Annotated in this window: 23 protein-coding genes; 7 read left to right on the top strand and 16 right to left on the bottom strand. The window is 51.9% G+C overall.

The genetic code is table 11. The features are described from left to right. Positions 1-53: 53 nt before the first annotated feature. The 7 genes from BHK98_RS08800 to BHK98_RS08770 all read right to left on the bottom strand — a co-directional run bounded on the left by BHK98_RS08800 (position 54) and on the right by BHK98_RS08770 (position 7,181). Positions 54-1,157: a GTP-binding protein gene (locus BHK98_RS08800; protein ID WP_075713470.1), complete on the bottom strand. Its 1,104-nt coding sequence runs from the start codon at positions 1,155-1,157 to the stop codon at positions 54-56. Continuing rightward, the gene (locus tag BHK98_RS08795; RefSeq protein ID WP_075713468.1) at positions 1,157-1,984 is read right to left on the bottom strand and encodes an MIP/aquaporin family protein; all 828 of its coding nucleotides are present in this window, start codon (positions 1,982-1,984) and stop codon (positions 1,157-1,159) included. The genes BHK98_RS08800 and BHK98_RS08795 overlap by 1 nt, the downstream gene beginning before the upstream one ends. Before the next feature lie 366 nt (positions 1,985-2,350). Further along, positions 2,351-3,382 carry a 2,5-dihydroxypyridine 5,6-dioxygenase NicX family protein gene (locus BHK98_RS08790; protein ID WP_245796863.1) on the bottom strand — a complete coding sequence of 344 codons (1,032 nt, stop codon included), beginning with the start codon at positions 3,380-3,382 and terminating at the stop codon, positions 2,351-2,353. An 89-nt stretch (positions 3,383-3,471) separates the two neighbouring features. Next, positions 3,472-4,785 (bottom strand): cytosine permease, encoded by a 1,314-nt coding sequence (locus BHK98_RS08785; RefSeq protein WP_083628194.1) that lies wholly within the window; start codon positions 4,783-4,785, stop codon positions 3,472-3,474. Between the two features lie 150 nt (positions 4,786-4,935). Continuing rightward, complete coding sequence (locus BHK98_RS08780; protein WP_143404567.1) at positions 4,936-6,123, bottom strand: PucR family transcriptional regulator; 1,188 nt, start codon at positions 6,121-6,123, stop codon at positions 4,936-4,938. Positions 6,124-6,252: 129 nt separating this feature from the next. Then, on the bottom strand, positions 6,253-6,435 hold the full coding sequence (locus tag BHK98_RS08775; RefSeq protein WP_075713463.1) for a ferredoxin: 183 nt from the start codon (positions 6,433-6,435) through the stop codon (positions 6,253-6,255). Between the two features lie 89 nt (positions 6,436-6,524). Further along, the gene (locus BHK98_RS08770; protein ID WP_075713461.1) at positions 6,525-7,181 is read right to left on the bottom strand and encodes a cupin domain-containing protein; all 657 of its coding nucleotides are present in this window, start codon (positions 7,179-7,181) and stop codon (positions 6,525-6,527) included. 155 nt (positions 7,182-7,336) lie between these two features. On the opposite strand from BHK98_RS08770, the gene BHK98_RS08765 reads away from it, so the two are divergent. Together BHK98_RS08765 and BHK98_RS08760 are read left to right on the top strand one after the other, a co-directional pair. Beyond that, a complete protein-coding gene (locus BHK98_RS08765; protein WP_075713459.1) occupies positions 7,337-8,065 on the top strand; it encodes a BglII/BstYI family type II restriction endonuclease in 729 nt (242 codons plus the stop codon). Continuing rightward, the gene (locus BHK98_RS08760) at positions 8,004-8,714 is read left to right on the top strand and encodes an MT-A70 family methyltransferase (protein ID WP_075713457.1); all 711 of its coding nucleotides are present in this window, start codon (positions 8,004-8,006) and stop codon (positions 8,712-8,714) included. Before BHK98_RS08765 ends, BHK98_RS08760 begins: the two co-directional genes overlap by 62 nt. Positions 8,715-8,805: 91 nt before the next feature. Here BHK98_RS08760 and BHK98_RS08755 read toward each other — a convergent pair whose 3' ends face one another. The 8 genes from BHK98_RS08755 to BHK98_RS08725 all read right to left on the bottom strand — a co-directional run bounded on the left by BHK98_RS08755 (position 8,806) and on the right by BHK98_RS08725 (position 17,033). Continuing rightward, positions 8,806-9,333 carry a DUF2284 domain-containing protein gene (locus BHK98_RS08755; protein WP_075713455.1) on the bottom strand — a complete coding sequence of 176 codons (528 nt, stop codon included), beginning with the start codon at positions 9,331-9,333 and terminating at the stop codon, positions 8,806-8,808. Between the two features lie 33 nt (positions 9,334-9,366). Beyond that, on the bottom strand, positions 9,367-10,665 hold the full coding sequence (locus BHK98_RS08750; protein WP_075713453.1) for a GNAT family N-acetyltransferase: 1,299 nt from the start codon (positions 10,663-10,665) through the stop codon (positions 9,367-9,369). 381 nt (positions 10,666-11,046) lie between these two features. Next, positions 11,047-11,892: a beta-keto acid cleavage family enzyme gene (locus BHK98_RS08745; RefSeq protein WP_075713451.1), complete on the bottom strand. Its 846-nt coding sequence runs from the start codon at positions 11,890-11,892 to the stop codon at positions 11,047-11,049. 50 nt (positions 11,893-11,942) lie between these two features. Then, entirely contained in the window at positions 11,943-13,067 is a 1,125-nt protein-coding gene (locus BHK98_RS08740; RefSeq protein ID WP_075715103.1) for a hydroxymethylglutaryl-CoA reductase, degradative, read from the bottom strand. Positions 13,068-13,080: 13 nt separating this feature from the next. After that, a complete protein-coding gene (locus BHK98_RS08735; protein ID WP_075713449.1) occupies positions 13,081-14,250 on the bottom strand; it encodes a leucine-rich repeat domain-containing protein in 1,170 nt (389 codons plus the stop codon). A gap of 39 nt (positions 14,251-14,289) precedes the next feature. Beyond that, entirely contained in the window at positions 14,290-15,825 is a 1,536-nt protein-coding gene (locus tag BHK98_RS08730; RefSeq protein WP_075713447.1) for a sodium:solute symporter family protein, read from the bottom strand. Further along, positions 15,822-15,998 (bottom strand): hypothetical protein, encoded by a 177-nt coding sequence (locus BHK98_RS13540; protein WP_158024483.1) that lies wholly within the window; start codon positions 15,996-15,998, stop codon positions 15,822-15,824. Before BHK98_RS13540 ends, BHK98_RS08730 begins: the two co-directional genes overlap by 4 nt. A gap of 21 nt (positions 15,999-16,019) precedes the next feature. Continuing rightward, entirely contained in the window at positions 16,020-17,033 is a 1,014-nt protein-coding gene (locus BHK98_RS08725) for a ketopantoate reductase family protein (protein ID WP_075713445.1), read from the bottom strand. 323 nt (positions 17,034-17,356) lie between these two features. On the opposite strand from BHK98_RS08725, the gene BHK98_RS08720 reads away from it, so the two are divergent. After that, positions 17,357-18,796 carry a sigma-54 interaction domain-containing protein gene (locus BHK98_RS08720; protein WP_083628192.1) on the top strand — a complete coding sequence of 480 codons (1,440 nt, stop codon included), beginning with the start codon at positions 17,357-17,359 and terminating at the stop codon, positions 18,794-18,796. Between the two features lie 19 nt (positions 18,797-18,815). Here BHK98_RS08720 and BHK98_RS08715 read toward each other — a convergent pair whose 3' ends face one another. After that, positions 18,816-19,961, bottom strand: coding sequence for a PucR family transcriptional regulator (locus BHK98_RS08715; RefSeq protein WP_075713443.1), 1,146 nt, complete (start codon positions 19,959-19,961; stop codon positions 18,816-18,818). A 172-nt stretch (positions 19,962-20,133) separates the two neighbouring features. On the opposite strand from BHK98_RS08715, the gene BHK98_RS08710 reads away from it, so the two are divergent. Genes BHK98_RS08710 through BHK98_RS08695 form a run of 4 tightly spaced genes read left to right on the top strand, consistent with a single transcriptional unit; the run spans position 20,134 to position 23,946 of the window. Next, positions 20,134-21,255: an aminotransferase gene (locus BHK98_RS08710; protein WP_075713441.1), complete on the top strand. Its 1,122-nt coding sequence runs from the start codon at positions 20,134-20,136 to the stop codon at positions 21,253-21,255. Between the two features lie 20 nt (positions 21,256-21,275). Then, positions 21,276-22,289 (top strand): ornithine cyclodeaminase family protein, encoded by a 1,014-nt coding sequence (locus BHK98_RS08705; protein ID WP_075713439.1) that lies wholly within the window; start codon positions 21,276-21,278, stop codon positions 22,287-22,289. A gap of 29 nt (positions 22,290-22,318) precedes the next feature. Continuing rightward, the gene (locus BHK98_RS08700; RefSeq protein WP_075713437.1) at positions 22,319-23,440 is read left to right on the top strand and encodes an aminotransferase class I/II-fold pyridoxal phosphate-dependent enzyme; all 1,122 of its coding nucleotides are present in this window, start codon (positions 22,319-22,321) and stop codon (positions 23,438-23,440) included. 17 nt (positions 23,441-23,457) lie between these two features. Then, positions 23,458-23,946, top strand: coding sequence for a GNAT family N-acetyltransferase (locus BHK98_RS08695; protein WP_075713435.1), 489 nt, complete (start codon positions 23,458-23,460; stop codon positions 23,944-23,946). Positions 23,947-24,095 lie beyond the last annotated feature (149 nt).

The following is a 24,095-nucleotide window of genomic DNA, read 5'->3' as shown; positions in this document are numbered from 1 at the left end:
AATAGAATAATATTTCAGTAAAATACTACATTTTTTATCTGCATCTTGAATTTCTACAGCACCTCCTCATAGTGATAGGTTGGCTCAGGACGTCCGGGACTGAGGCATTCTTGCCGCAAAATTTCATGTGTGATTTTGACGGAATTTTGAACTTCCGCAGCTTCAAGCAGGCTTATCACACTGTCTGCCAGTTGCTCCGGCATCATCTGAACACGTGCATTAACCGTCAAAATCACTTCACGACAGACTGGCGCCTTTCCACGCAACGAAATGTTTCGATCGTTTCCCACCAAATTCCCCAAAAGCCACGAATTCTCATCTTTTCCTGACAGCAGGAGTTTCAAATGTCCTACTGCCGCAGCCTTCTCGACAAACATCCTCTTCAAATCCTTCATATACACTTCAAGAAAATCACTCCAATCAGTTTCTCTATCGGATTTAATCTGAGTCACAAGATTCAGCCATCCAAGAACAGCCTCCCCTTCCGCATAAATATTGTAATCCACACAGGCCAGAGTCTTTCCGGCAGATTCATCTGACAGTAATTCATCTGCCAATTGCTCTAGACCTTCACCCTTTTCCGCTGAAGCCAACAACACTTTTGCGCGGGGAAATTTCAGACTCGCTGTCTTCTGTAATTCAAGTCTCTTCTCTTCACTCAGCAAATCACATTTATTAATCACAAGAATATCTGCTTCCTCCATCTGCTTTTTCATAATGTATATGGAACTTTCATGAAGTTCCATATGTTCTCCAGAGCATAATGCCTGCAGACGCATTGGATCCGCCAAAACAGCAAGCGGTGCGATTTCATACATATTTGTATATTGCTCCTTTAGCGGCTGCAGAATGGTTGCGGATAAATCCGTACAACTTCCCACAGGTTCCGCCAGAATCACATTGCATCCTCCCATCCGAAGTTCTGCCAGTGCTGACTCAAATCCTGGGAAATTACAGCAAAAACAACTGCCACTCACCTCTCTCGTTTCATTCCCCATGGCAGTTAAAAATGCTGTGTCTACCAAACCGGCGGCCTGATCATTAGTAATGAGGCCATAACGGTAATTCCGATGTTCCAATACCGAAGCCAATGCGGACAACATCGTTGTCTTACCCGCCCCAAGAAATCCTCCAATCAACATAATCTTACTTTTCATTACAATACCTCCTCTCTGTCGCAGCAACTGCAATCTGTCAGTTTACGATCCATGGTCGGCTCAATAACCTTTGTAAACAACATTCCTGCTAATATTCCACCCACTACTGGTGCAAACATATAGACGAAGAAGAATCCGCCTTTCGCATCAGGAAATGCTGCCTCCCCCCAACCGAAAACAAATGCCACGATACGCGGGCTGAAATCTCTGGCAGGATTAAATCCCGCCTGAGTTAATGGTGCGAATAAACAAATAACCATGCACAGTGAAAGTCCAATGAACATCGGTGACAGGTCATTCCCCGGTTTACCCGTATTGCATCCTTCTGTCAGCACAAAGATCATCAAAATCAGCAGAAATGTTCCCAAGCCTTCCGCTACCATGGCCAATGGCATGGAAACTGTTTGCTCTCCCCCAAAATAATAGTACTCTCCGAACATCTTCGCACTCATCCGAGAAGCTTGGGTTCCGCGAATAATATGATTCGCTGATTCATAGGTCGCGATATTGTTTGCGAATACACCATAGATTGTAAACGCCGCAGCCAACGCCCCTGTAAATTGTGCTGACAGATAGACAGGCAGCTTTCGCGCTGACATACGTCTCGATGCAACCATAGCAATAGATACCGCCGGATTGAAGTGAGCGCAACACAAATTTCTAGTTGTATAAATTCCGAGGGTCACCGCGATACCCCACACTAATGCAACAGGCAGAATCCCATCATACTGTTCAAACAGCGTAGATACTGCTACTGCTCCCGTTCCAAATAATACCAACAAGTATGTCCCAATAAATTCTCCTAAAAAAGCTTCCTGATTTTTCATTACAACTACCTCCTCTTTACAGGAAAACTCTTGCATTTCACTTATATCATAATGGGACTTACTCTACTAAATTAGTATATTTTTTGTGAGAAATTAGGAATAATTACAGATATTTTTTTACTTCTCTTGCCCTCCGTAACTCTATTTACCTCTTACGCTCTCCTATTATAGAACCTCTTATTGTGGACATTTACACTATAACCTGATGCTTATTATTTCAATGGCATATGGCCGTTCACCTGAATTTCAATAAAGTTTTCCCTTGTCTTTCTCTTTAAATTCAACAAAAAAGCACTAATGTTTCTTGTAAAATGATGATATAACAAAACCGGGAGGCGATAACCCTCCCGGCGCTACGGCCCGATTCTATTTAACCGGCGACAGTGCTTTCAGCTCCGGATCAACGATCCGTCCCTCCTCCATGAACGGCTCGCCGTCCAGCCACACGCTGGTGTTCAGACAGATTCCGTCGGTATGGGACGCGGCGTCCTGACCGGCCGGAGGCGCATCCAGCGGGCTGACGTAGCCGATGCCCCACTCGGTACAGCCCCAGACGCGTTCATCCTCTACCACATTTCCGGTGAGAATCGCTCCGGGATTGAAGCCGTAGGCGATATGCGCCATCTTGAACATACCCGGATCCTCGAAGCTCTTCAGCCAGCTCTCATATTGAACGGCTTCTCTTCCGCCCTCTACCTTCTGAATCACGCCGTTTTCCACTGTAAGAGAAATATTCTCCGACAACTGTTTGCCGAAGGGCGGCGTTACTGTACCGTCAAAGACAATTCTTCCGTTAACGGTTCCGAACCGCGGAACGATGTTGAACTGTCCCGGTGCCATCCACATTCCCGGCGCTGAAGCGTCGCCGTAGTCCAGCTGCATCAGGTGTCCGGGGTCAATCTCAAAGGATACATCCGTGCCCGCCGGCGTAGTCACTCTCATCACCTTCGCGCCCAGATGCTTTTCTCTCGCCGCGATCATGAACTTCTTAAGCTGCTCCAGATCGACTGAACCGATAATACGGGTGAAAACCGCCGCATCAATATCAACCAGACACATATAACGCAGGCTTTTATTGTCCCTCATCGCATTTTCAAAGGGAGTGGAGTACAGCAGCCACTGATGATTGAATTCCATCCAGACGTCCGCCTTCGTCAGAACCGCAGAGAGCGCCTCCACCGGCAGATCCGGATCAGCCGCCTTCCCTACGCCTCCCGGCGTCGGCATATTAATGACCAGCAGCTTCGCGCCGGCAGCCGCCGCACTGGAGGCCACCGCGTCCACCACATCCTCATAAGAGCAGGTATCCGCCGTAATCACCACGGTTTCCCCCTTCTTTACCCGGAACATATCCTTTACGAGGCAGTCCGCCGCATTCTGCAGCTCATACTTAAACATTTTCATTTCCTCCTATTACTGTTGTCTTCTGTCTCGGGCGGAGCATTCTGCTTTTCCGCCCGATTCTTCCTTTGTTCCCGGATCCGCCTCTACAGCCGATCCGTCAGCTCAGCGTCAACGTACCCGGGCTTATCCTGCGGCCGCCCGATAAGCTTTGTCAGAATAATATAGAGCAGTCCCGCGGCAAGAATTCCCTGTGCGAACGGAATCCCCTGCGGAATCAGCCGGATCACCGCATAGCCTGCCAGCCAGGAAACGATGCCGAGCCAGTTAAAGCCCTGCGGCATATGGAAATTTTCCGGCTTTCCCCGTCCCAGAATCCAGTAGTCCGCCAGAATAACGCCCATGGTCGGCAGCAGCAGATCGCCGAGGATATACAGGAACGCTTCGAAGTGATCCGCCAGCCCCAGCAGAGCGCATACCGTTCCCAGAACGCCGGAAACCATCGTCGCCAGCCAGCGCCGGTCGTCTGCCAGGCGCAGCATCAGAACCGCATTGATACCGCCCGAATAGGCGTTGGTGGTATTGGTGGTCCAGGTTGCCGCAATCAGAACGATCATGCCCAGAATCGGCAGCCCTACCATAACAAAGACCTGCGTCAGGTCATACTGCTGCGCGACCCGGGTCATAACCGCCCCCAGAACGACCATCAGAATTCCCGCCGGAGAAACGCCCAGAACGCTGGAGAGAACCGTATCCCTCCTCGTGCGCTGAAAACGCGTGATGTCCGAAGCCGCCAGGCATCCCGCCGCCATGAAACTGACAGTCAGCACAATTCCGCCGACAATCGTCATGCCCGGTTTGTCCGGGTCGTTGAACAGATTCCCCGTGCCGTACTTGTTAACCGCCAGAACCGTGCCCGCAATGGTAATCACAAAGAGAGCGGGAACGGAAATTCTGTTCAGCCAGTCCAGCGCATTGATTCCGTAAACCGCGGTGACCAGCATGATGAGCCCCCATATCGCCATACTGGCCTGGGGCGGGAAGTCCTCCCCTGCGGACGATTTGATCAGACTGGAGAATGCGTTCCCGCAGACACTGGTCTGCACTGCAAACCAGCCGATCATCGAGATGAAAATCAGCGTGCTGATGATATACCGCGTTCCCTTCCTGCCGAAACCCGCAATCGCCGTGACGCAGGTCGGACGGCCGATATCACTGCCGATGACTCCCATAAGGCAGAACAGAACCGCCACGATAACATAACCGATCATGCCGGAAATAATCGCATTCTTAAAGGACATCGCCTCCACAAGCATGCCCCCCAGCATCAGACTGGGAACGCAGATCATAATTCCGGCCTGAATCATGGCGACATCGATCCAGCTTTTCCGCTCCTCCATGGGAACCTCAGCCAGAGTTGTGGTTTCCATGCCGCCTCCGGCCTTTTTCACTTTATCCATTACAAAACCTCCGATTTACGATATTACAAAAGACGCACCGCTTTAGCGCGTTACCGTATTATATCGCATCGGATGATGAAATTCCTTGTTTTAATTTTAAATTTATCCGTTATATTTTGTAATTATTTCAATCTACGGTTCGGCCGCGGCTCACTCCTCCGGCATCGCTCCGTCCAGCCCGGCTCCGATCAGCGCCCGGATTTTCACGGCAATTGCAACAGTTTCATTAAACTTCACCGGATCCTCCGACATCCCCAGAGCGGTTCTTACTTTGTTCACTCTGTAACGGACGGTGTTCTCATGCTGCTCCAGCACTTCCGCCGCTCTTCTGTAATTCCCCTGCTGCGCGGCGTACACCTCGACGGTCCGAAGCGTTTCCTGCAGATTTTCCCGGGAGATTCCGCCTTCCCGGATCCGCTCCACATACGCCTCATAAAAATCTACTGCCGCCCGTGAATCCCGCAGGATCAGCAGCAGCTGCATGGTGTTCAGAGGATCGTAAACCTGATTTTGTACCCCCAGCTTCTCCGCGATGATCAGCGATTTTCCGGCCTCCTCCAGGGCTTCTCGCACATCACGCCGCATCATCACGCGGCTCTGGCCCACAAAGGCTCCCGGCATATTTTCCAGTATTCGCTCCATCATGATCCGGCGGTGACGCTGCAGCGCTTCCTTTGTTTCTCCGCTGAACAGAAAGATTTTCTGTGTCTGATTGAGAACAAAGAAATCGCCGGGCTCTTTCAGAAAGTGCTTGTACAGCTGCAGCCTCGAGAGTTCTGAATCAAACTCGCCGCTGACGTAACTGACCGCAAGGAAGCGGCCGATCCCCGGCTTGATGCTGTTCAGGATCTCCAGGTCTGCCGCCGTCTGCTCCCGAGCGTACCGGATCCTCCCGAGCTTCAGGGCGTTCAGCGCATTGGTGTTGTCGAACAGAATATACTGATTGACGGTGTCCATAATCAGCGCGTAGGGCATCTCGATGGGTACGTGAATCACCGGGAAATTCTTTTCATCACAAAGCGCGGTGATATCCTCCGTCAGATTGCCCAGTCCGTGCTCGCCCACCACGAAGAGACCCGCGCTTTTCTGCTCGATGAGCAGCCGGAAGAATTCCTGCGGGGTCTGGCGGACTGAGTCGTTGAACTGCTCCAGGCAGGTGATATACAGGTCGCCGTCGCTCAGTATATTGGGGTCGGTCACCGATTCCTCATAGGTGCAGTCAAACACGGAAACGCGGCCGACCGTACGGTCGAGGCCTTCCGCTCCGCACAGAACCTCCGCCTCCCTGAAGACCGGATTCTCGAGAATGTCCCGAAGACTTACATACATAATATCCATATTGTCTGTTCCTGTTCCCTCCTCAAGACTGCGGCAATCCGCGGCGCCGATGACAGCGCATCGGATATCCGGATATCGGAAGAGCACGGGTCGTGGAAATCCGACCCGTGCTCTCCGTTTTCAGACGTTCTACGCCTCTTCAATCACGCCCACCGGGCAGTTTTCACATGCCTCAGCGGCGCTGTCCTCACACTCCGCCGGCACCGGGTCCTTGCTCGCCACAGCTACGCCGTCAACCAGTGTGAACACCTCAGGGCAGGTCGCCTCACAGACTCCACATCCGATACATCCGTCATTTACTTTGTACTTCATCGTTAATACCTCCTGTTTATTACACAGACGCCTTTTCCCGGCGCCGCGTTATCATAGTTTATCCGGCAATATCGCACTCTGCCTTTCGGCTACCGCTCCAGCATCAGAAGCAGCGCCATCTTGAATCTGCCGTCAGCCGTCACGCTGTGCATGCCGCCTTTCGCGAACCGGAAGTTCTCACCGGCGCGGATCGGATATTCCTTCCCTTCATAGCCGATAACGCCCTTTCCCTCCAGTGCGAAAACCAGTGCGTCGCCCGGCGCGCTGTGAGGCGCGAGCGAGGTTCCTTCATCGAAGGCCATGACTACAAATTTCATGGTTTCCCCGGACGCCACATCCAGATTGACGATACTGCCGTCCTCATACGGCACAAGATCCGCCAGTTTCAATACCTCTCCCGGTTTCACTGCCTGATTCATCGTAAACTCCTTTCCCGGAACGATTTCCGTATACACTGATCCGCCCTCTGACGCCATTCCGCAGAGGGTGTCCGCCGGCGCTGCCAGCAGTTCACCCTCGCAGACCGCCGTATGCGCCATGTTTCCTTTGTTCCCCAGAGAGAAATCCGTCTTTCCTCCCGCGCCGACATACAGTCTCGGAACAGGGTATGCCTCTGCGCTGATATCTGTTCCGGCACCCAGGGAGAAAAAGGTAACCTCTGCCGGTCCCCGCAGTCCCGAGACAGTGGAGATCGTCATGCCCGTCCGCGGCGGATGCTCTCCGGCGACTGAAAATGTACCATTCATACTGATCCCTTCCTCCTTCCTGAGCTTACATTACTATATTACCACAGATGCTTCCGTAACAAATGATACGATTTCACTTTTTTCCGCCGGCATGGTATAATATGGCATATATGCCGGGGCCGGTCACGCGTACCTGCGGCACATGGAGGTTAAACATGGAGACAGAAAGACTGATTCGTCCGGAGCTGGGGCGTCGTTTCGAGTTCCACAATTACGGTCACGCTCTGGAAATATTGAATTATGCTTTTCCCGAGGAATGGTCAGAGCTGACGGACTGCCTCAGCCGGCTCTCACTGTCGCTGGCAGACATCAGAAGATCCGGCGGAAACGAATCTCCTATTCCGAAAAAGTTTGACGATATCTTATATCCTTACGGCTGGAGAGAAATCAGAATCAGCGGGGATCTGACAGTGAAGAAATACCCCCGCCAGACGACACAGCGACGGGGCCGCTTCTCCTCTGAACCCTTCGAGGAAACCGTGATTGAGGGGTATATCGACGGACATAATATCGACTTTTTGAAGAACAGAGTTGCCTTTGATCTGGAATGGAACAGCAAAGATCAGACCTTCGATCGGGATCTGCTCGCGATGCGGACATATTTCGACTGCGGTCTGATCGACGTAGGGGTAATCGTGACACGGTCTGAAGACCTGAATGAAATTTTCAGATCGGCTACAGACGATCAGGGAAAACCGCTGCTCAGAAAATACGGAGCAAGTACCACCTGGATGGGCAAACTCTTATACAGACTTGATTCCCGCAGAAACGGAGGCTGTCCGATTCTGGCAGTCGGAATAAGAAAGGAATGTGTTGAAGGATATGACAGAATTGACAGATACCGCGGAGAACTTGCTGACGTTCGCAGGAGAGAAGAAGTATAACACCATTTACGCTGATCCCCCGTGGCAGTTTCAGAACCGGACCGGAAAAGTGGCTCCTGAACATAAACGTCTGAAAAGATATGAAACCATGACCCTAAAGGACATCAAGGAGCTTCCGGTTCCGGAAATCTGCGATGAAAAGGCTCATTTATATCTGTGGGTACCGAACGCCCTCCTGCCGGAGGGGCTCGAGGTCATGGACGCGTGGGGCTTTGAGTACAAAGCGAACATCGTCTGGGAAAAGGTTCGAAAGGACGGCTGGCCGGACGGCAGAGGCGTCGGCTTTTACTTCAGAAATGTAACAGAACTGCTTTTGTTCGGCATAAAGAAAAAAAGCTCCCCGAACAGAACTCTCCAGCCCGCCCGCTCTCAGGTTAACCTGATCCGGACGATCAAGCGGGAGCACAGCAGAAAACCCGACGAAATCATTCCGATTATTGAGGCCTGCAGTCAGGGGCCGCGCATCGAACTGTTCGCCCGCGGTGTTCGTGACGGCTGGGACATGTGGGGAAATCAGGCAAACGAGGATTACGAACCGACCTGGAATACCTATGCGAACCACACAGTCGCCGGGGCCGGTCACGCCGTCTCTGACAATAAGGCTGCAGAAACAAAGTATAATTCCGCAGAGCAGGAGGAGGTTCAATGAAGCAGGGGAGAAGCCATGAATCAGACGAATATACAGATCTCGCAGAGGGGTGCCGTCTGAAGCTGAAGTGTCGCCTGAAGCGCCGTCCCCTTCACTTTTTCAGGAGCGCTCCGCACAGGACAAAATGCGACGGAAGGCAATCTCCGCGGATCCATTCGAGCTGGATCCCGCAGAGCTCCGAGAGCGTCTTCCCCACATTCCCGCCCAGGGATTCGATGGAATACCGCATCCTCTCTTTGTTCCGGCAGGGCGCTCCCTCCGGCCTCGTACAGTCCCCGCAGAGCTGACAATCGCCTGCAGAGAGAGCCAGACTTTCCGGGTTCTCCCGCTCCTGCACAAAAAGCTCCTCCGACAGCTGCTCCTTGACCTTCCACAAAGCCTCCGTCATTGTTTCCTTTGTTCTGTCCTCCCCAAAGGAAAGACGGTACCCCTGAATCAGAATCCGCCGGTACGACCGCCACAGCTCCATCGGATCAAACTGAAAAGGCGGACACGACCATACCCGGCCGTAGGAGCCGCATTCCATGCAGCGCGGAAGAAACTCCTCCACATCCACATATCCGTCGATGTAGCTCACTATATCGGTCTCTTTCTCAAACCTCTCAAGCGAATAATTCATCTCTGCCTGCCATCCTTTCCCGGTCTCCCGTCGTCAGAAATCCGTGTTGCTGTAGGGTTTGCTGCTGTAGTACAAAATCATATCCATGCGGCGAGCCGCGTCTGTGTTGTCCGTCCGGACAACGCCCAGGTCTATCAGCGGCATAAGGCGCGCCGAGTTCATCAGCAGCGCGTTCAGGTCGCATTCTCTGCATCTGAGCGTAAGCTCCGGGACAGGCCCTTCGCTTCCGTCGCGGACGTCATCCGGCGACCCCGCTGTTCCGCATGCAAGAAGCTGCCAGCCGCCGCGCTCCCCTCCGATATCGAGCAGCAGGAACCGCTCTTCCTTCGCGAACGCATCCGGATATTCGATACGCGCAGTCACCGATCCCGCGCCCGTGGGCCGGTTTCCCGTCACGCGGAAAAATTCAGGGTAGTCCACGATCTTGTACATATACCCGATGAAGGATCTGCAGACCTGAAGATACCCGTAAGGAAGATATTCCATGGACAAATCCTGGGGATCTGCCAGGACATGATAGAAATCGTCGCAGCCTGAGGTCAGCACAACGGACTGGGCCAGATCCGCCTGACGCCGCAGGTACTCCAGAAAGCTTTCCAGCGTCTCCGCGTCCAGGCAGATCAGTTCATCTGCCACAATGCGATTCTGCGTAAAGTTCGTTTCACTGGCGTCCTCGAACCTGTAGATCAGGTAGCCGGTCATCCTCTGCCCGTCATATGCGCCGAGCCGGATGGAAGCGGTATCGGCCCTCATATCACCCAGTTCCTCTCCGGTTTTCCGGATCATCCCGTGCGTACTCTCCACCTTCTCATTATAGCAGGCGACGAGCGTGTCCAGCTCCTGCGCGCTGACAAAACGAAGGTCAGCGGAAATCTCTCCCTTGGGGAGATTCGCTGTCGGGATATGATACAGCGAGCGCCTGCTCCCGAGCCCGTAACCCATACTCCTGTAAAACGTCATGTTAAAGGGCAGCAGCGGGGCCACGGACGCCTTCAGTTCAACCGCACGCGCTTCATAATACTGAACCATTTTCAGAGCAAGGCCCTTTTTCTTATGCAGCGGATGAACCGCGAGCGACATGAGCCCCAGCGCCGGAACCACATTCCCGTACAGGTTCATCTGAAAATGCACCAGCTTCATCGCCGCGACGAGTTCCTCCCCGTCAAACATTCCGATATAGTCCACATCGGAAAGTTCCATATTGCGCAGATTTCTCTCCCTCTGCCGGGCCCTGCACTCCGCATCCAGCGTTTTAAACGCCGGATAGGCGTTCAGATAAACATCCAGGTATCGCTCAATATCTGAGGATACGAGCTCTCTGATTTTCAGCATATCGATTCCTCCACATTCTCCTCAAAACCAGCCGGTACCTGCCCGTTAAGTCCCCGCCGGACTTAACGTGGCGCTGACGGCAGCGCCGCGGCGCACAGTCCAGTGGCAGTGTGCGCCGGCAGGCACCGAATACGCCCCTGTATCTCTGATATTTCAAGCATATTCGATGGCTGAGCGCGCATTAACTTCTCTCTGAATATTATATCAATAATATCATTGCCGTACAATAGCAGAGTTATGAGCGTAGTTGAGGAGTTGTAGAGTTGTGGATTCTAAAACGGCGGTTTGCTGAGTATTCCGGACAGCCAGAACAGTAATCGCACGAAGACCTCCGGACCGGTATGAATTGTTTATACGGTTCGGAGGTCTTCGTCATATGGCTTATTTCCCCAGCCCGAGGATCTCTCTGGCCTCTGCCGGCGATGCGGCTTCATTGCCGTATTCTTCGATGACACGCTTCGCTCTGGCAACAAACTGTGCATTGCTCTCAGCAAGCTGCCCTTTCGCATACATTACATTATCCTCCATCCCGACTCGGATATTCCCGCCAAGTGCGATCGTCGCATACATCACTTCCATTGCAGAGTGTCCTACTCCGAATGCCGACCAGGTGGAACCGGGGCACAACTGATCCATGGTCTCTTTCATGAACAGCAGGTTTTTAAGCGATCCCGGGATTCCATTGGCACATCCCATACAGAACTGAAAATGCAGGGGGGCTTTCAGAATCCCTTTCTTGACGTAATAAGCGGCGTTGGCGATCATTCCCGGGTCAAACGCCTCCACTTCCGGCTTCGTATCGGTCTCCTGAAACAGTTTCCCGCATTTCTCCAGGAACTCAGGACTGTTGATAAACAGACTGGCGTTCAGCCAGTTCATAGAGCCGCAGTCATACGACGCCATTTCCGGTTTCAGCTCTCTGACATGCTGCACGCGGATATCGTCATCGGCATAGATATCTCCTGATGTCGTCAGATTCAGGATGATATCACAATCCGGATGTTCTGTATGAATCAGATCGACAGTCTTTCTGAATTTCTCATGATCCATCGTTCCGTTTCCTTCATCATCTCTCATATGGAGATGTGCGACTGCAGCGCCGGCTTTCCAGCACGCGTAGACATCCTCACAGATTTCCTCCGGTGTCATCGGTACATTCGGATTATTCTCTTTCTTGGGCCACGCCCCGGTGACTGCGGCCGTTATAATAGTTTTTTTCTTTGCCATTTTAATTACCTCCCGTTATCTTATCTATATTGATTCTTTAAACTTCTGTTCTATTTTCTTGCATCATCAAAGTCGCCGAACAGCCCAACTGTAACCAGCGAGTACAGGACCCCCAGATTCGCGGCCAGACCGACACTGACAATGACCTCTTCCAGCTCCTTCGCCTTTGTAATTCCCATCATCTTCAGAGATGTCCGTGCCGCGGGATGAAATCTGCTGGTTCCCCCGACAGTTCCAACGACCATAGGCGTCTCAATCATGCCTTCCAGGTTTCCGTCCGCATTCTTCTCCCACACTGTGATCGGGCGATACCTCCCTGTACGGGCAGCATAAGAATGCACCCCGCTCTCGACGGCACGAGTATCATTGCCTGTCGCAACAACTACCGGAATCATTCCGTTCATGACTCCTTTGTTATTTGTAACAGCGCGAAACGGATCTGCATCTGCAAAAGCATATGCGGAAACGAATCTGTCCACAAATTCCTCACCGCCCAGATCTTCCTTTCTGATTGTGACGGACGCGCGGGCAATGCGATAAACCGCATTGTTTGACACAACCTTTACATTTGCTTTCCCACCGGTAATCCTCTCGATAACAGGTGCCGCAGCCTCAACCATCCTGTTGATCGTCTGCGCTCCCATTGCGTCACGCACATCAATCAGCAGATGTACAACGACCATCGGTCCCTGTATAGATTCCACAATACGGACCTCAACGTCCCTGCATCCGCCTCCGAACTTCAGAAGAACAGGATCACAATCGTTCGCAGCTCTGACGATCTCCTCCTTTGCCCGGAGAATCCCGAGTCCGGAGGTTTTCGGATTTGCAATGCCCGTCATCTGAATCTGACCGACCATAACGGACTCTGATGCGATCGCGGTGAACCCGCCGTTTCTCGCAGCAAGTTCCGCGCCGTGCATTGTCGACTGGGTGACATAGGGTTCCTCGCCCACCATTGGAATCGTCATTTCTTTTCCGTTAATAACAAATCCCGGGACAGCGCTGAAGGGAAGCGAATATGTTCCGATAACATTTTCAACCATCGAATCCGCCATTTCCGTTGTAAGACCGCCATTCTTCAGAATTTCAAGGTCTTCCTCATCCAGAACAGCCGTTTCGAGAATATACGCTCTGCGTTCTTCTATACTCATCATATCGAATTTTTTATTCATGCTGCTGATCCTTTCATCCAATTTCACTTAAAAGCTCGAGCTCCGCTTTCATTTTTCGTTTAGCCGTAAGATTCATAAAGCGCAGTTTGCTGAGCTGCCGCTTCAGACTTTCCCTGTGGGTGCTCAGAACATCAGGTTCCTCGCGACGTTCCTCTGGAGACAGGCTCTTCCAGATTTCTCTCTGCGGCTTTCCGTTAATCTCGGTGAGCGGCGGAAACCGGTATGCGTAGCGGAACAAATTCCGGGGCAGCTGCACCTCCGCACTGAATCCGTTCCCTTCCTCGAAGCTGTGCCTGTCGATAATCTCGACGGAAGACGGTATTATAATTCTCTTCACGCGCCGGCATCCCGCAAACGCGTAATCCCGTATTTCCGTTACTCCTTCCGGTATTGCAATTTCCAAAAGTGCACAGTTCAGGAACGTCGCCTTCGGGATTTCCTCCCAGACCCACCAGTCTGTACTTTTCAGGACACTGTCGCGAAAGACCGATGTTCCCATCGAGACGGACTGCGATTTGCAGACCACATCCTCCAGACCGTATACTGCACGAAAGGCCTGGTTTTCAATGCGCCGCAGCGTGGAGGGCAGCTCCAGTCTTTTCAGAACAGCTCCGGAAAACGCCCCTTCCGCTATGCATTCCGTGCCCTCCGGAATCTGATATTCCTGCGATCGGAGTCCCGGATACCGCAGAAGAGTTTTACGATCCTTTGAAAACATTACGCCATCCACAGAAGTGAAATTCGGATTCTGTTCCGATACGTCAATCTGCTCCAGAAGAACAGGAAACGCCCCCGCTTCAGCCTCAGCCAGACTTGCCGGGAGATCCAGTTTCAGAAGCCTGACACGCTCTTCCTTTTTCACGAGGAATTCCGCACGCCCGGAAACTGAATCCCCCGCCTCTTCAGGAAATGTGATCTTCACAAGATTCTTCCGACGCAGTTTTTTCATCCATTCCCTGACCTCAGCATTGTGTCTTGAAAGGACATTCATAATATTGGACACGACCGCTCCCGTGTTGTACTGCTGAAATGCGTTGCAGTCAATTTTTCTGATTCCTTCCGGAATTCGGAGACCGCGTTCTCCCCGCTCAATCCCCTCCGAAGAGATCCCGACATCCTTCAGAATCTCTGTTCCCTTCGGAATATCCGGTTCGACATAGATTTCTTTGCTGTCCAGTATCATAATACAGTCCTCCGCATCTGAATTTTCTTCAAAAGCTTTTCACGCATCCTTGCGTATTCTGTGAATCGTCGCCAGCGTACTCTCGCTGACCTCATCCGCAAAATACGCCTCATACGCTTCAAGCGGCGGTTTCTTTGTCACACTCATCACAATGAGAGCGGAAATCACGGACAGACCGGCGGAAACGATAAACGTCGGAAGTCCGAACGGTGCTCCGCAGATCGTGCAGTAGAGATACATCACGAGTCCGACGATCATGGACACCCACGCGGCCGGACGGTTCATCCTTTTCATGAACAGTCCCAGCAGAATAAGGGCGAAGAACATCGAACCGAACGCACCGTAAACGTAGGTGAATCCCTGTGCGAGCAGTGAAAACTGTGCAATCGCTCCGAGCACGGCCAGAACGCCGAGAAGAAGAATCCACATGCGGAGTTCTCTCTTCGTCTTCTCATCATTTTCATCGGAAGCCTCTTTGCCCTGAATCACGCGTTTGATATCATACACCAGCGACGTGGAGCAGTGCAGCAGCATAGAATTGGCGGTGGATACCGCGGCGGCGCAGATCGCGGTGAGAGCAAGCGAACCTAACACCGGATTCAGATACTTCATAATCAGCTGCGGAAACATATAATCCGTGGTAACGCCCTTCGGCAGAGTCGGAATGATCATCTTTCCTCCCATTCCGATAATCACCAGGCAGACAAATACCGGTACCAGCAGAAGCAGCACGCAGAACATCTGCAGCGCCGCTGTCTTCGCATTTCTCGGCGCCATGAACCGGGCAACCCAGTGCGGTGCAACTACAGATCCGAACGCGTTTGCCAGAAGTGTTGAAATGATTACGCTGGATCCGAATATTCCCCATGGCGTTCCAAGCACGCCGGCCTGAAGCGCCGGTTCGCCCTCGACTGCCGGAGCCGTCGTCGTAACGAAGTTATCCACAATGTTTCCCCAGCCTCCGGTCAGATTCATTACCGTGATCGCACCGGCAATAACTCCGATCAGAATCAGAATCGCATTAGCGGTATCAGTTCTCGCCACTGATTCAAATCCACCCATGCAGGTGAACACCAGAATAATCATAAACGCGATGCAGCAGATATTGTAGCTGAGACCTGTAATACTGGACAGCACGATTCCAAATCCCTGAATCTGGATGAACGAGAAAATGAAATATCCTACCAGCTCAACGAGTGCTACAAAGATACGGATCGGACTTTTCTCTCTTCCCGGATCATATCTCAGATTCACCAGTTCCGGGAATGTCCTGCACGGAACCGCAGGTCTCCTTACTTTGTAAGCGACGATCGGCATCAGTGCTGTCGCCAGAAACCACCCTGCGATCCAGCCGGAAATCGCGCACACGCCTCTCGAATAGATGTTTCCCGGCACGCCCATGACCGACGCGACGGACAGCCAGGTGGCCATGGACGTTCCGATCCCGAGGATCAGACCCATTTTGTTTCCTCCGACCGCAAAGTCTTCCATCGATTCAGCCTTTTTGGATCCGATCAACGATGTCACAATAATGATCATAAAGTATATGATGAATACAATCAGATAGATGTTCACTGTGACTCACCTCCTGCTTCCTCTTTATCTTCTCCGGGATTACAGGTAAACAGATGTCCCGTCGCTCCGAGACGCTTCAACCCTGTCTTTTCGATCGTACACGCCACTGCGACATAGATGATCAGCCCGATCACCAGTGTCAGTGCCCACAGAACAAATGGTAACATTGACATAGCTTCTTCTCCTTTCCGCAGTTAAATCAGATCCTGAAAATACCGGATATTCTCAGGGGAATATTCGTATTTGCCGTCCTGGATTCCAGATACAACTTCAACGATGCGGTCATTTACCGGAGTGGGAACTCCGTATTTTCTTCCGGTATCGCATACAACGCCGTTGATCGCATAAATTTCACATTTACGTCCTTTCATGAGATCCTGAGCCATACTGGCAGTCAGCTTGTAATGGGGTTGCCAAATCTCACGAATCAGACGGATGGACTCCTCATTTGTCCTCTCATTCCCCCGCTTAAACGCCTGATAGAAATCATATTCCTCATAGGGCTCCACTGTAATTCCCGCATTCGCGGCCGCATCCAGACATTCTTTTCCGGTCTTCAGTATCAGCTTCATCGCCGTGTCATCATCCAGAACCCCTCCGAAGGTCGTACCCAGTGCCGTGGACAGACCGCTGAACGTAGCGTTCATCAGAAGTTTGGTCCATCTCAGTCCGATCAGATTTTCCGATACAACGACTTCTCCCATGGATTCCAGAATCGGCTTGACAGCGTGAACATGATCATTGATCGGGCCGTCCAGAGAACCCAGGGTGAAGTTAAGCCGGCCCTCCTCTGTTGTCAGTGCGGAGCAGCCCGGTCCCTGAAATGTAGCACCCCAGCCCACCGGTGCGCCGACGACTCTTCCGGATCCGATTACCGCACTTACCGCGTATTCAGGAATTCCGTTCTGGCACACACATACTGTACTCTTTTCATCAATATGTGCCTGAATCTCAGGAATTGCGACATCATTAAAGGTCTGCTTCGCCATATAGATGACCACATCATATATTCCGGTCATTTCATCCGGTGTAATCGCCCGGACCGGCTGAACGAAATCAACAGTTCCTGTCACATGCGCGCCCTTTTCATTCAGCGCGTCTACATGCTCCTTATACGGATCGATCAGAACGACATCAAAACCTGCTCTGGCGACGTATGCTCCCAGGATAGTTCCCAGGGAGCCGGCGCCCATAATTGCGACTCTCATTTCATTGTCTCCTATTCTAAAAATAATAACTGCTTTTTTCAATAACCCCGGCCGGGAGATATTTGCCAGTGGATTGCGCGCCGCGGCACTGCCGGCAGGCTATCGCCAGCACCCGTTAAGTCCGAGGGGACTTAATAGGCTCCACTATTTATGATGAATATAAAATCGCAAAAGCTGTGCCAAATATTCGCGTCATAAAAACTGACATATTTTTAACATTTGACTATTCTCACATTGACTCAGCCTGAAAGAACCGCTATAATATTGTTGTATAAACAAGACAGTTTCGTCCGTTATTTTGTACATTTCAGAAGGTGCTCACCATGAAAAAATTCATCCGGTCCGACAACATCTATGAGAACACTCATGAACTCTGTTTTCAGATATTCGATTCTCTTTACTTTCAGGTTTTGCTGAACAAAAACGGGAGGATCATATATATCAATGACAATTACGCTGAATTTTTCGGAAAGAAAAAGGACGATATCATCGGAATGCAGATCGAAGAGCTGATCCCGAACACTCAGCTGTATGACGCGATCAATACCGCATCTCCTGCCTTCGATGAGCTTTTTCAGCTTGAAGACGGCCGTCAGATCGTATACAGTCGCCTGCCGGTCATCAACAGCCACGGAGAGGTTCAGGGCGTCGCGACCTCCAGTTCCTTCAACAGCGCAGAGCAGATCCGCAACCTTCAGGAGCGGGTACGGAAACTGGAGGAATCCAATCTTCTGCTGAACAGACGGCTGCACGGACTGAACAACGCGCCGGATATTTTTGATTCCATTGTGGGGATTTCTGACAAAATAACAGAACTGAAAAATGTTCTGTTCCGGATCAGCAACACCGCTCTGCCGATTCTCCTCACCGGAGAAACCGGAACAGGGAAGGAAGTCTTCGCCACAACGATTCATAACGTCAGCAACCGTCGCGACAAACCCTTTGTAAAAATCAACTGTGCCGCGATCCCCAAGGACCTGGTTGAATCCGAACTGTTCGGCTATGTTTCCGGCACCTTCTCCGGCGCCAACAAGACCGGAAAGGCGGGGAAATTCGAGGAGGCCAATCACGGCACAGTTCTGCTGGATGAAGTGGAGGAGCTCTCTCTGGACGCACAGTCCAAGCTTCTGCGTGTCCTTCAGGAATATGAGGTGGAGCGGATCGGCTCGATTCATCCGATCCCGCTGGACATTCAGGTGATATGCTGCAGCAATCAGGATCTTTACCAGATGGTGAAAGAAAAGAAATTCCGCGAGGACCTCCTCTATCGGATCAACGTGATTGAGCTCAGAATCCCTCCGCTGAGAGAACGGCCGGAAGATATCCCGCTGCTTTGTGAATCAATCATTGAGGAGATTAACCGCAAGTATCATCTTCATTACAAAGGAATTTCCGACGCTGCGATCAGCTATCTGTCTTCCTACAGCTGGCCCGGCAATGTGCGGGAGCTGAAGCACTTCATCGAACGGGCCTGTATCATGTCAGACAGCGATATCCTTCAGAAATCCGATTTTAACTTTATCCGCGAGAAAATCTGTGAGACCCCCGCAGCGGAAACTCACAGTTCAGAACAGCATTCGTCCTCTGATTTGTCCAAAGAAAGAAATTACTTTGCCGGAAAAGAGCGCTATGAAAAGGAGCAGATCCTCTCTGCCCTCAGACAGAGCGCCGGAAACCGGACGAAAGCGGCGAAAGCCCTCGGCATCTCCCGAAGCCTTCTCTACGATAAGCTTCGGAAATATGATATTCTCTCCGGCAAATGACCGGAGCCTCGGACGCCTTTCAACCTTTCCGGTTCACCAGCGCCACATACGCGATGGACAGATCCCGGAACAGCTGGCTGTCTGAATACTCCGGATGTCCGATGCGCTCCTTGATGCGGGACAAACGATAATGGACTGTGTTTACATGGCATCTCAGCTCCGCGGCCGTCGCCGCAGCGTCCCCGCCGTGCTGAATCCAGGCGGCGCAGGTCCCCTCATATGCCTTCACAGCCTCCGCGTAATGTGCGGAGAAACGCGTCATGGCAGGCGAATCTGCCAACGGAATCAGAAACTGGTACACGCCGATATCCGCATAAGAACGAAAAGCCGTGCCGGTCATGGAAGCCGCGAGCCATCCATAATAGGCCTCCCGGAAAATCTCGCCGAAGCACTCATGAGAAGGATGGATTCCACTCCAGACAACGCTGAGCCTCCCGCGGGGAATACCCAGCACATCAGCAGTCTCACGGAATACCGCCTCGAAGGCGGAACGTTCAGGCCGTCTTGCAGTCATCAGCAGGAACAGTCCGTCATCATAAGGCACCGGAAGCACCTTCGTTTTGATTCCCTTGCTCAGATAAAATGAGTTTTCAACGCGTGCGACGTCCGGCTCTCCGGAGCTGCCCGGACGAAGATACACCGCGGCGCTGAATTCCTTTAATAACAAAGAAATACCGTGACTGATCCGGTACTGGGATTCCTTTCCCAGATCTCCGCGAATCATCTGATCAACCACATCGGAGGTAAGAAATGACGAGTCATCCTGCCGTATGGCGTAGATGATGTCAAAGATAATATTTTCAAACCAGGTGCCTTCCCGATAACAAAAAACAGGGAAAGACATTTTGTCGGCGAAGTCCAGAACCTCCTGAGGAAGCGTCTCGAAGACAACCTGCTTGTAAATCAGGGCCGCAGAACCGCGATCAGAAAGCTCTCTGACGGCCGGCAGAAGCAGCTCCGGACGGTCCTTTGCGAAGAGCAGACTGGAAAGCACCACACTGTCCGGATTGAAGGATCCTGCGGCGTCGTATGCTACGTCCGGAGCAAACTCGTAATCCAGAATCTCCGCAGATTGAACCGGTCTCTCCAGCCCTCCTTTACCCGCCGCCAGCACAAAGGAATCGGCGCAAGGCAGCTTTAATATATCTTTTACCGTCAGTGCCATCGTTCTCCTCCTCATTGTATATTTTACAAACATTATACATCAATTTATTGAAAGCTACAATAAATTACAGGGGAAACCTTTGTTAGAATAGAGACAAAGACAGGGCACAAAAGGTGCAAAGAACACAAAGGGTGCAAAGAACACAAAGGGCGTAAACACGGAGGTAAGAGCCATGAAAATCAGAACCTTTAAAGTGGAACAGTGGATGAACGACTGGGAAACCAGGTGCAGGTATAATCTGGCAGAAACATGTATCGACTCATTGACTGTGCGGGAGCTTCTGGCGCTCTCAGGAGAGGATGTCGGGGAATATATGAAGGACCTGGCGGATACCCGGCTGACCTACAGTCATATTGAGGGCTCGCCGGAGCTGCTTGCCGGAATCGCGTCGCTCTATGAGAATGTGAATGCAGAGGACATCGTTCCCCTCCACGGAGCAATCGGCGCGAACCATCAGGTCATTATGACACTGCTGGAGCCCGGAGACAATATGGTATCGGTCATGCCGACCTATCAGCAGCACTATTCCATACCGGAATCCATCGGTGCGGAGGTCCGCGTGCTGAGACTGAACCCGGAGAACCGATTCCTTCCGGATCTGGAGGAGCTCCGTTCACTTGTGGACGAGAACACAAAGATGATTACCATCAACAATCCGAATAATCCCAGCGGTTCCCTGATTCCGGCAGAGGAAATGCAGAAAATCGCTGAAATCGCGCGAAGCGTGGACGCCTATGTACTTTGTGACGAGGTGTATCGCGGAATTTCCGAAGACGGCAGCTATATGCCCAGCATCGTCGATATCTACGAGAAGGGAATCAGCGTAGGCAGTATGTCCAAAATCTATTCTCTGGCGGGACTGCGTATCGGCTGGTTTGTCTCCCGCGACAAAGAACTGGTGCGGCTGGCAAGGGAAAGAAGGGATTATGACACTATCAGCTGCCCGGTAATCGACGATAAACTTGCGGCGCTTGCTCTGGCCAATAAAGAGGCGATTTACGCCAGAAACAGAGCGATTCTGCTGAAGAACCGGCGTATTCTGGATGAGTGGGTGAACGCCACCGAAGAAGTCTGGTATCAGAAGCCTGTGGCCGGCACAACGGCACTGGTCTATTACAAAAAAGACATGCCCTCGCGGGATCTCTGCATCGGATTGCTTAAATCCAGGGGGGTCATGTTCACTCCGGGCGAATGCTTTGAGATGGAAGGCGCCGTGCGCATCGGCTACGCCTTTGACTCAGAGCTTCTGGCTGAGGGGCTGAAGCTGTTCGGGGAATATCTTAAAGAAATATGATTAGCGAGGAGGTAGTAGCAATGGAAATCAAGGTACTGAGCAGAAAGGATCTCATAAGTATTCTGGAACTGCCCGATGTCATCGAAGGCGTAGAGGCGGTGTACAGGGCCAAGGCCAGGGGACAGGTCGCGGCATGGCCTCTTGTGGAGCACCGGTTTGAAACCGGCGCGCTGATGGATATCCGCTCCGGAGGAGCATTCGGAGAAGTCGCCATTCACGGTGCGAAGCTGTTAAATAATTTCCCGGAAAACGCAGAGAAGGGGCTGCCGGTATTTACCGGCGTATTGATGGCCTTCGACTCGAAAACGGGCATGCCCATCGGCGTAATGGATGCTTCCTATATCACCAGCCTTCGCACCGGCGCAGCGGCGGCTGTCGGCGCCGCCGCCCTGGCACGTCCGGACAGCGAAACGCTTCTTCTGGTCGGAGCAGGATTACAGTCCATCTATCTGCTGGGCGCGTCCATTTTGAAGCTGCCCGGCATTACGAAAGTAATTGTCGCCGACCCCTATGCACCGGAAAACGCTTTCCGGTATGTGGAATCCATCGAAAAAAGACTGAAGGAAGAATTGCATATCGATTGCGGTCATGTGGCCTTCCGGGCATGCGATGATCTGAAAAAATCGGTAGAAGTCAGCGACGTCATTCTTACCGTGACCAGAAGCACAAAGCCTCTGATCATGAAGGATTGGGTCCGCCCGGGAACGCATCTGAGCTGTATCGGCGCCGACATGACGGGTAAGGAGGAGATTGATCCTCAGCTCTTTACAGTCGCCAGAGCCTTTGCGGATGATGCTAAGCAGTGCTGCGCCGTGGGCGAAATGGAAATCCCGGCCAGGATGGGGCTTATTTCACCGGACACAGTAACAGGGGAAATCGGTCAGGTTCTCATCGGAGAAGTCCCAGGAAGAGTATCTGCGGATGATATCACGATCTTCGACGCCACCGGACTGGCTGCCCTGGATCTGGTCACCGCAAAAACAGCGGTGGAATCGGCGCGGAAGAAGCAGCTCGGTACAACTGCAGAAATCTAGAGAGTGTCTGCTCATCGAGGAGGAATACCATGAAAATTGATAACTTTGTATTGGAAAACTGGCTGAATCCTGCCTGTGACAGTGACAAGAACAAAATTTATCTGGGCGGCAGCTGTGTGCAGCCCATGACGGTAGAAGAGCTGTTCCGGCTTACCGGGGAAAGTATGGAGGACTTCTTCCGGGAACTGAAAACGATGAATCTCGGTTATCCGCGGTTTGACGGCACTCCTCGCTGCAAAAAAGCCGTGTCCGGTTTGTACAGGGCAGTAGAGCCGGATGAGGTGATTCTGGTCCACGGCGGAACGGGCGCCAATAACACGGTGGTCATGACCCTGGTGGAGCCTGATGATAATGTAATTTCCATTGTGCCCAACTATCAGCAGTTCGATTCTATTCCTCGTTCTCTGGGGGCGGAGGTGCGGAATGTGCATCTGCAGCCGGAGGCCGGATATCGTCTGGACCTGCAGGAGGTCCGCCGGAAGGTCGACTCCGACACCAAGGCGATTTTGTTCACCAACCCGAATAATCCCTCCGGAGCATTGCTGACGCGCCGGGAGATGGAAACGCTGGTGGAGATCGCCAGGAGCTGTGACGCCTGGATTGTCTGCGATGAAATGTACAGAGGTCTGGATGAGGAATATATGCCCTCCTTCGCTGATCTGTATGAGAAGTCCATCGTCACCTGCAGCTCATCGAAAATCTATTCCATGGCCGGCGTAAGAGTCGGCTGGATTGTCTGCCCTGATGCGGAAATGCGGAAGAGAATCTATAATCGCCGTTCCTATGATTCTATTTGCGGCGGGGTTTTCGATGAATGGATTTTCGCTGTTGCGCTGGAGCATGCGGACAAAATCTTTCAGCGCAGCCGTTCCATCGTTAACGCCAACAAAAAAATCATCGACCGCTGGCTGGATGGCCACCCGCATCTTAAGCAGTACGCCGACGCGCACGGCACCACTTACCTGATACACTATGACATCGATATGGATGCACAGGTATTCGGCGACCGTCTGCTGGATGAGAAGGGGGTACTGGTCTGCCACGGCGACTGCTTCTTTGTTCCCCATTCCTTCCGGATCACACTGTCCCACGCTGACCGGCTGGAAGAGGGACTGGAACTGATCGATGAGTTTATCGAAGAGAACGCCTGACGGCGGGAGGTAGGAAAATGCTGAAATTAAAACCGGTAACCAAAGATAATCTGATTGAAATAACGGATCTTGAAATGGAGGATGAGCAGAAGGGTTTCGTTGAGGATAACCTGTTTTCCATTGCGGAATGTTATCTCTACAAAGAATTCATCCCCAAAGGAATCTACGACGGCGACGTCCCTGTCGGCTTCGTCCTCTACTATTTCGTAGAAGGAGATCCGGATTACGTGTTCCTCCACCGCATCATGGTGGACAAAAACCAGCAGGGAAAAGGGTATGGAGTGCAGGCGCTTGAGGCCTGCTGCGAAGCTTTTAAGAAGGAATTCCCAAGCATCGGCTGTGTAGAACTGATTCACTATCCGGACAACGACCGTGCTGCAGCAGTCTATGAAAAGGCCGGGTTTCACCTCACAGGAGACTCCGTGAAGAGCGCTCCCGGACGCATCGAACGAACCTCCACAGATCCGAACCGGACATTTGAAGTGGTCCGCAGGAGATTCTATTAATCCAAACCGTGTCTGCCGATTAAGTCCGACAGGGCTTAATCGGCGCTGCTGACGAACTGCCGTATGATGCAGCAGACAGAATGATTTCGCGAAAAATCTTGTGAAGTGAATCGGAGGTTGTGTCTCGTGATAGTGTGTGTCCTATACAT

Origin of the sequence: Hornefia porci (genome assembly GCF_001940235.1) — a bacterium.
Lineage (GTDB): Bacteria > Bacillota > Clostridia > Peptostreptococcales > Anaerovoracaceae > Aminicella > Aminicella porci.
Note: the sequence above shows the minus strand (reverse complement) of the source record. Positions and strands in the feature narration are given on the sequence as shown.

Coding starts and splice junctions, on each gene's coding strand:
- BHK98_RS08780 (WP_143404567.1), bottom strand. CDS start 6,123: ATGGATATTATGTATGTAAGTCTTCGGGACATTCTCGAGAATCCGGTC.
- BHK98_RS08790 (WP_245796863.1), bottom strand. CDS start 3,382: ATGTTTAAGTATGAGCTGCAGAATGCGGCGGACTGCCTCGTAAAGGAT.
- BHK98_RS08710 (WP_075713441.1), top strand. CDS start 20,134: ATGAAAATCAGAACCTTTAAAGTGGAACAGTGGATGAACGACTGGGAA.
- BHK98_RS08740 (WP_075715103.1), bottom strand. CDS start 13,067: ATGAATAAAAAATTCGATATGATGAGTATAGAAGAACGCAGAGCGTAT.
- BHK98_RS08770 (WP_075713461.1), bottom strand. CDS start 7,181: ATGAATGGTACATTTTCAGTCGCCGGAGAGCATCCGCCGCGGACGGGC.
- BHK98_RS08745 (WP_075713451.1), bottom strand. CDS start 11,892: ATGGCAAAGAAAAAAACTATTATAACGGCCGCAGTCACCGGGGCGTGG.
- BHK98_RS08755 (WP_075713455.1), bottom strand. CDS start 9,333: ATGAATTATTCGCTTGAGAGGTTTGAGAAAGAGACCGATATAGTGAGC.
- BHK98_RS08765 (WP_075713459.1), top strand. CDS start 7,337: ATGGAGACAGAAAGACTGATTCGTCCGGAGCTGGGGCGTCGTTTCGAG.
- BHK98_RS08715 (WP_075713443.1), bottom strand. CDS start 19,961: ATGGCACTGACGGTAAAAGATATATTAAAGCTGCCTTGCGCCGATTCC.
- BHK98_RS08735 (WP_075713449.1), bottom strand. CDS start 14,250: ATGATACTGGACAGCAAAGAAATCTATGTCGAACCGGATATTCCGAAG.
- BHK98_RS08785 (WP_083628194.1), bottom strand. CDS start 4,785: ATGGATAAAGTGAAAAAGGCCGGAGGCGGCATGGAAACCACAACTCTG.
- BHK98_RS08795 (WP_075713468.1), bottom strand. CDS start 1,984: ATGAAAAATCAGGAAGCTTTTTTAGGAGAATTTATTGGGACATACTTG.
- BHK98_RS08705 (WP_075713439.1), top strand. CDS start 21,276: ATGGAAATCAAGGTACTGAGCAGAAAGGATCTCATAAGTATTCTGGAA.
- BHK98_RS08775 (WP_075713463.1), bottom strand. CDS start 6,435: ATGAAGTACAAAGTAAATGACGGATGTATCGGATGTGGAGTCTGTGAG.
- BHK98_RS08700 (WP_075713437.1), top strand. CDS start 22,319: ATGAAAATTGATAACTTTGTATTGGAAAACTGGCTGAATCCTGCCTGT.
- BHK98_RS08760 (WP_075713457.1), top strand. CDS start 8,004: ATGACAGAATTGACAGATACCGCGGAGAACTTGCTGACGTTCGCAGGA.
- BHK98_RS08750 (WP_075713453.1), bottom strand. CDS start 10,665: ATGCTGAAAATCAGAGAGCTCGTATCCTCAGATATTGAGCGATACCTG.
- BHK98_RS08720 (WP_083628192.1), top strand. CDS start 17,357: ATGAAAAAATTCATCCGGTCCGACAACATCTATGAGAACACTCATGAA.
- BHK98_RS08725 (WP_075713445.1), bottom strand. CDS start 17,033: ATGAGAGTCGCAATTATGGGCGCCGGCTCCCTGGGAACTATCCTGGGA.
- BHK98_RS08800 (WP_075713470.1), bottom strand. CDS start 1,157: ATGAAAAGTAAGATTATGTTGATTGGAGGATTTCTTGGGGCGGGTAAG.
- BHK98_RS08695 (WP_075713435.1), top strand. CDS start 23,458: ATGCTGAAATTAAAACCGGTAACCAAAGATAATCTGATTGAAATAACG.
- BHK98_RS13540 (WP_158024483.1), bottom strand. CDS start 15,998: ATGTCAATGTTACCATTTGTTCTGTGGGCACTGACACTGGTGATCGGG.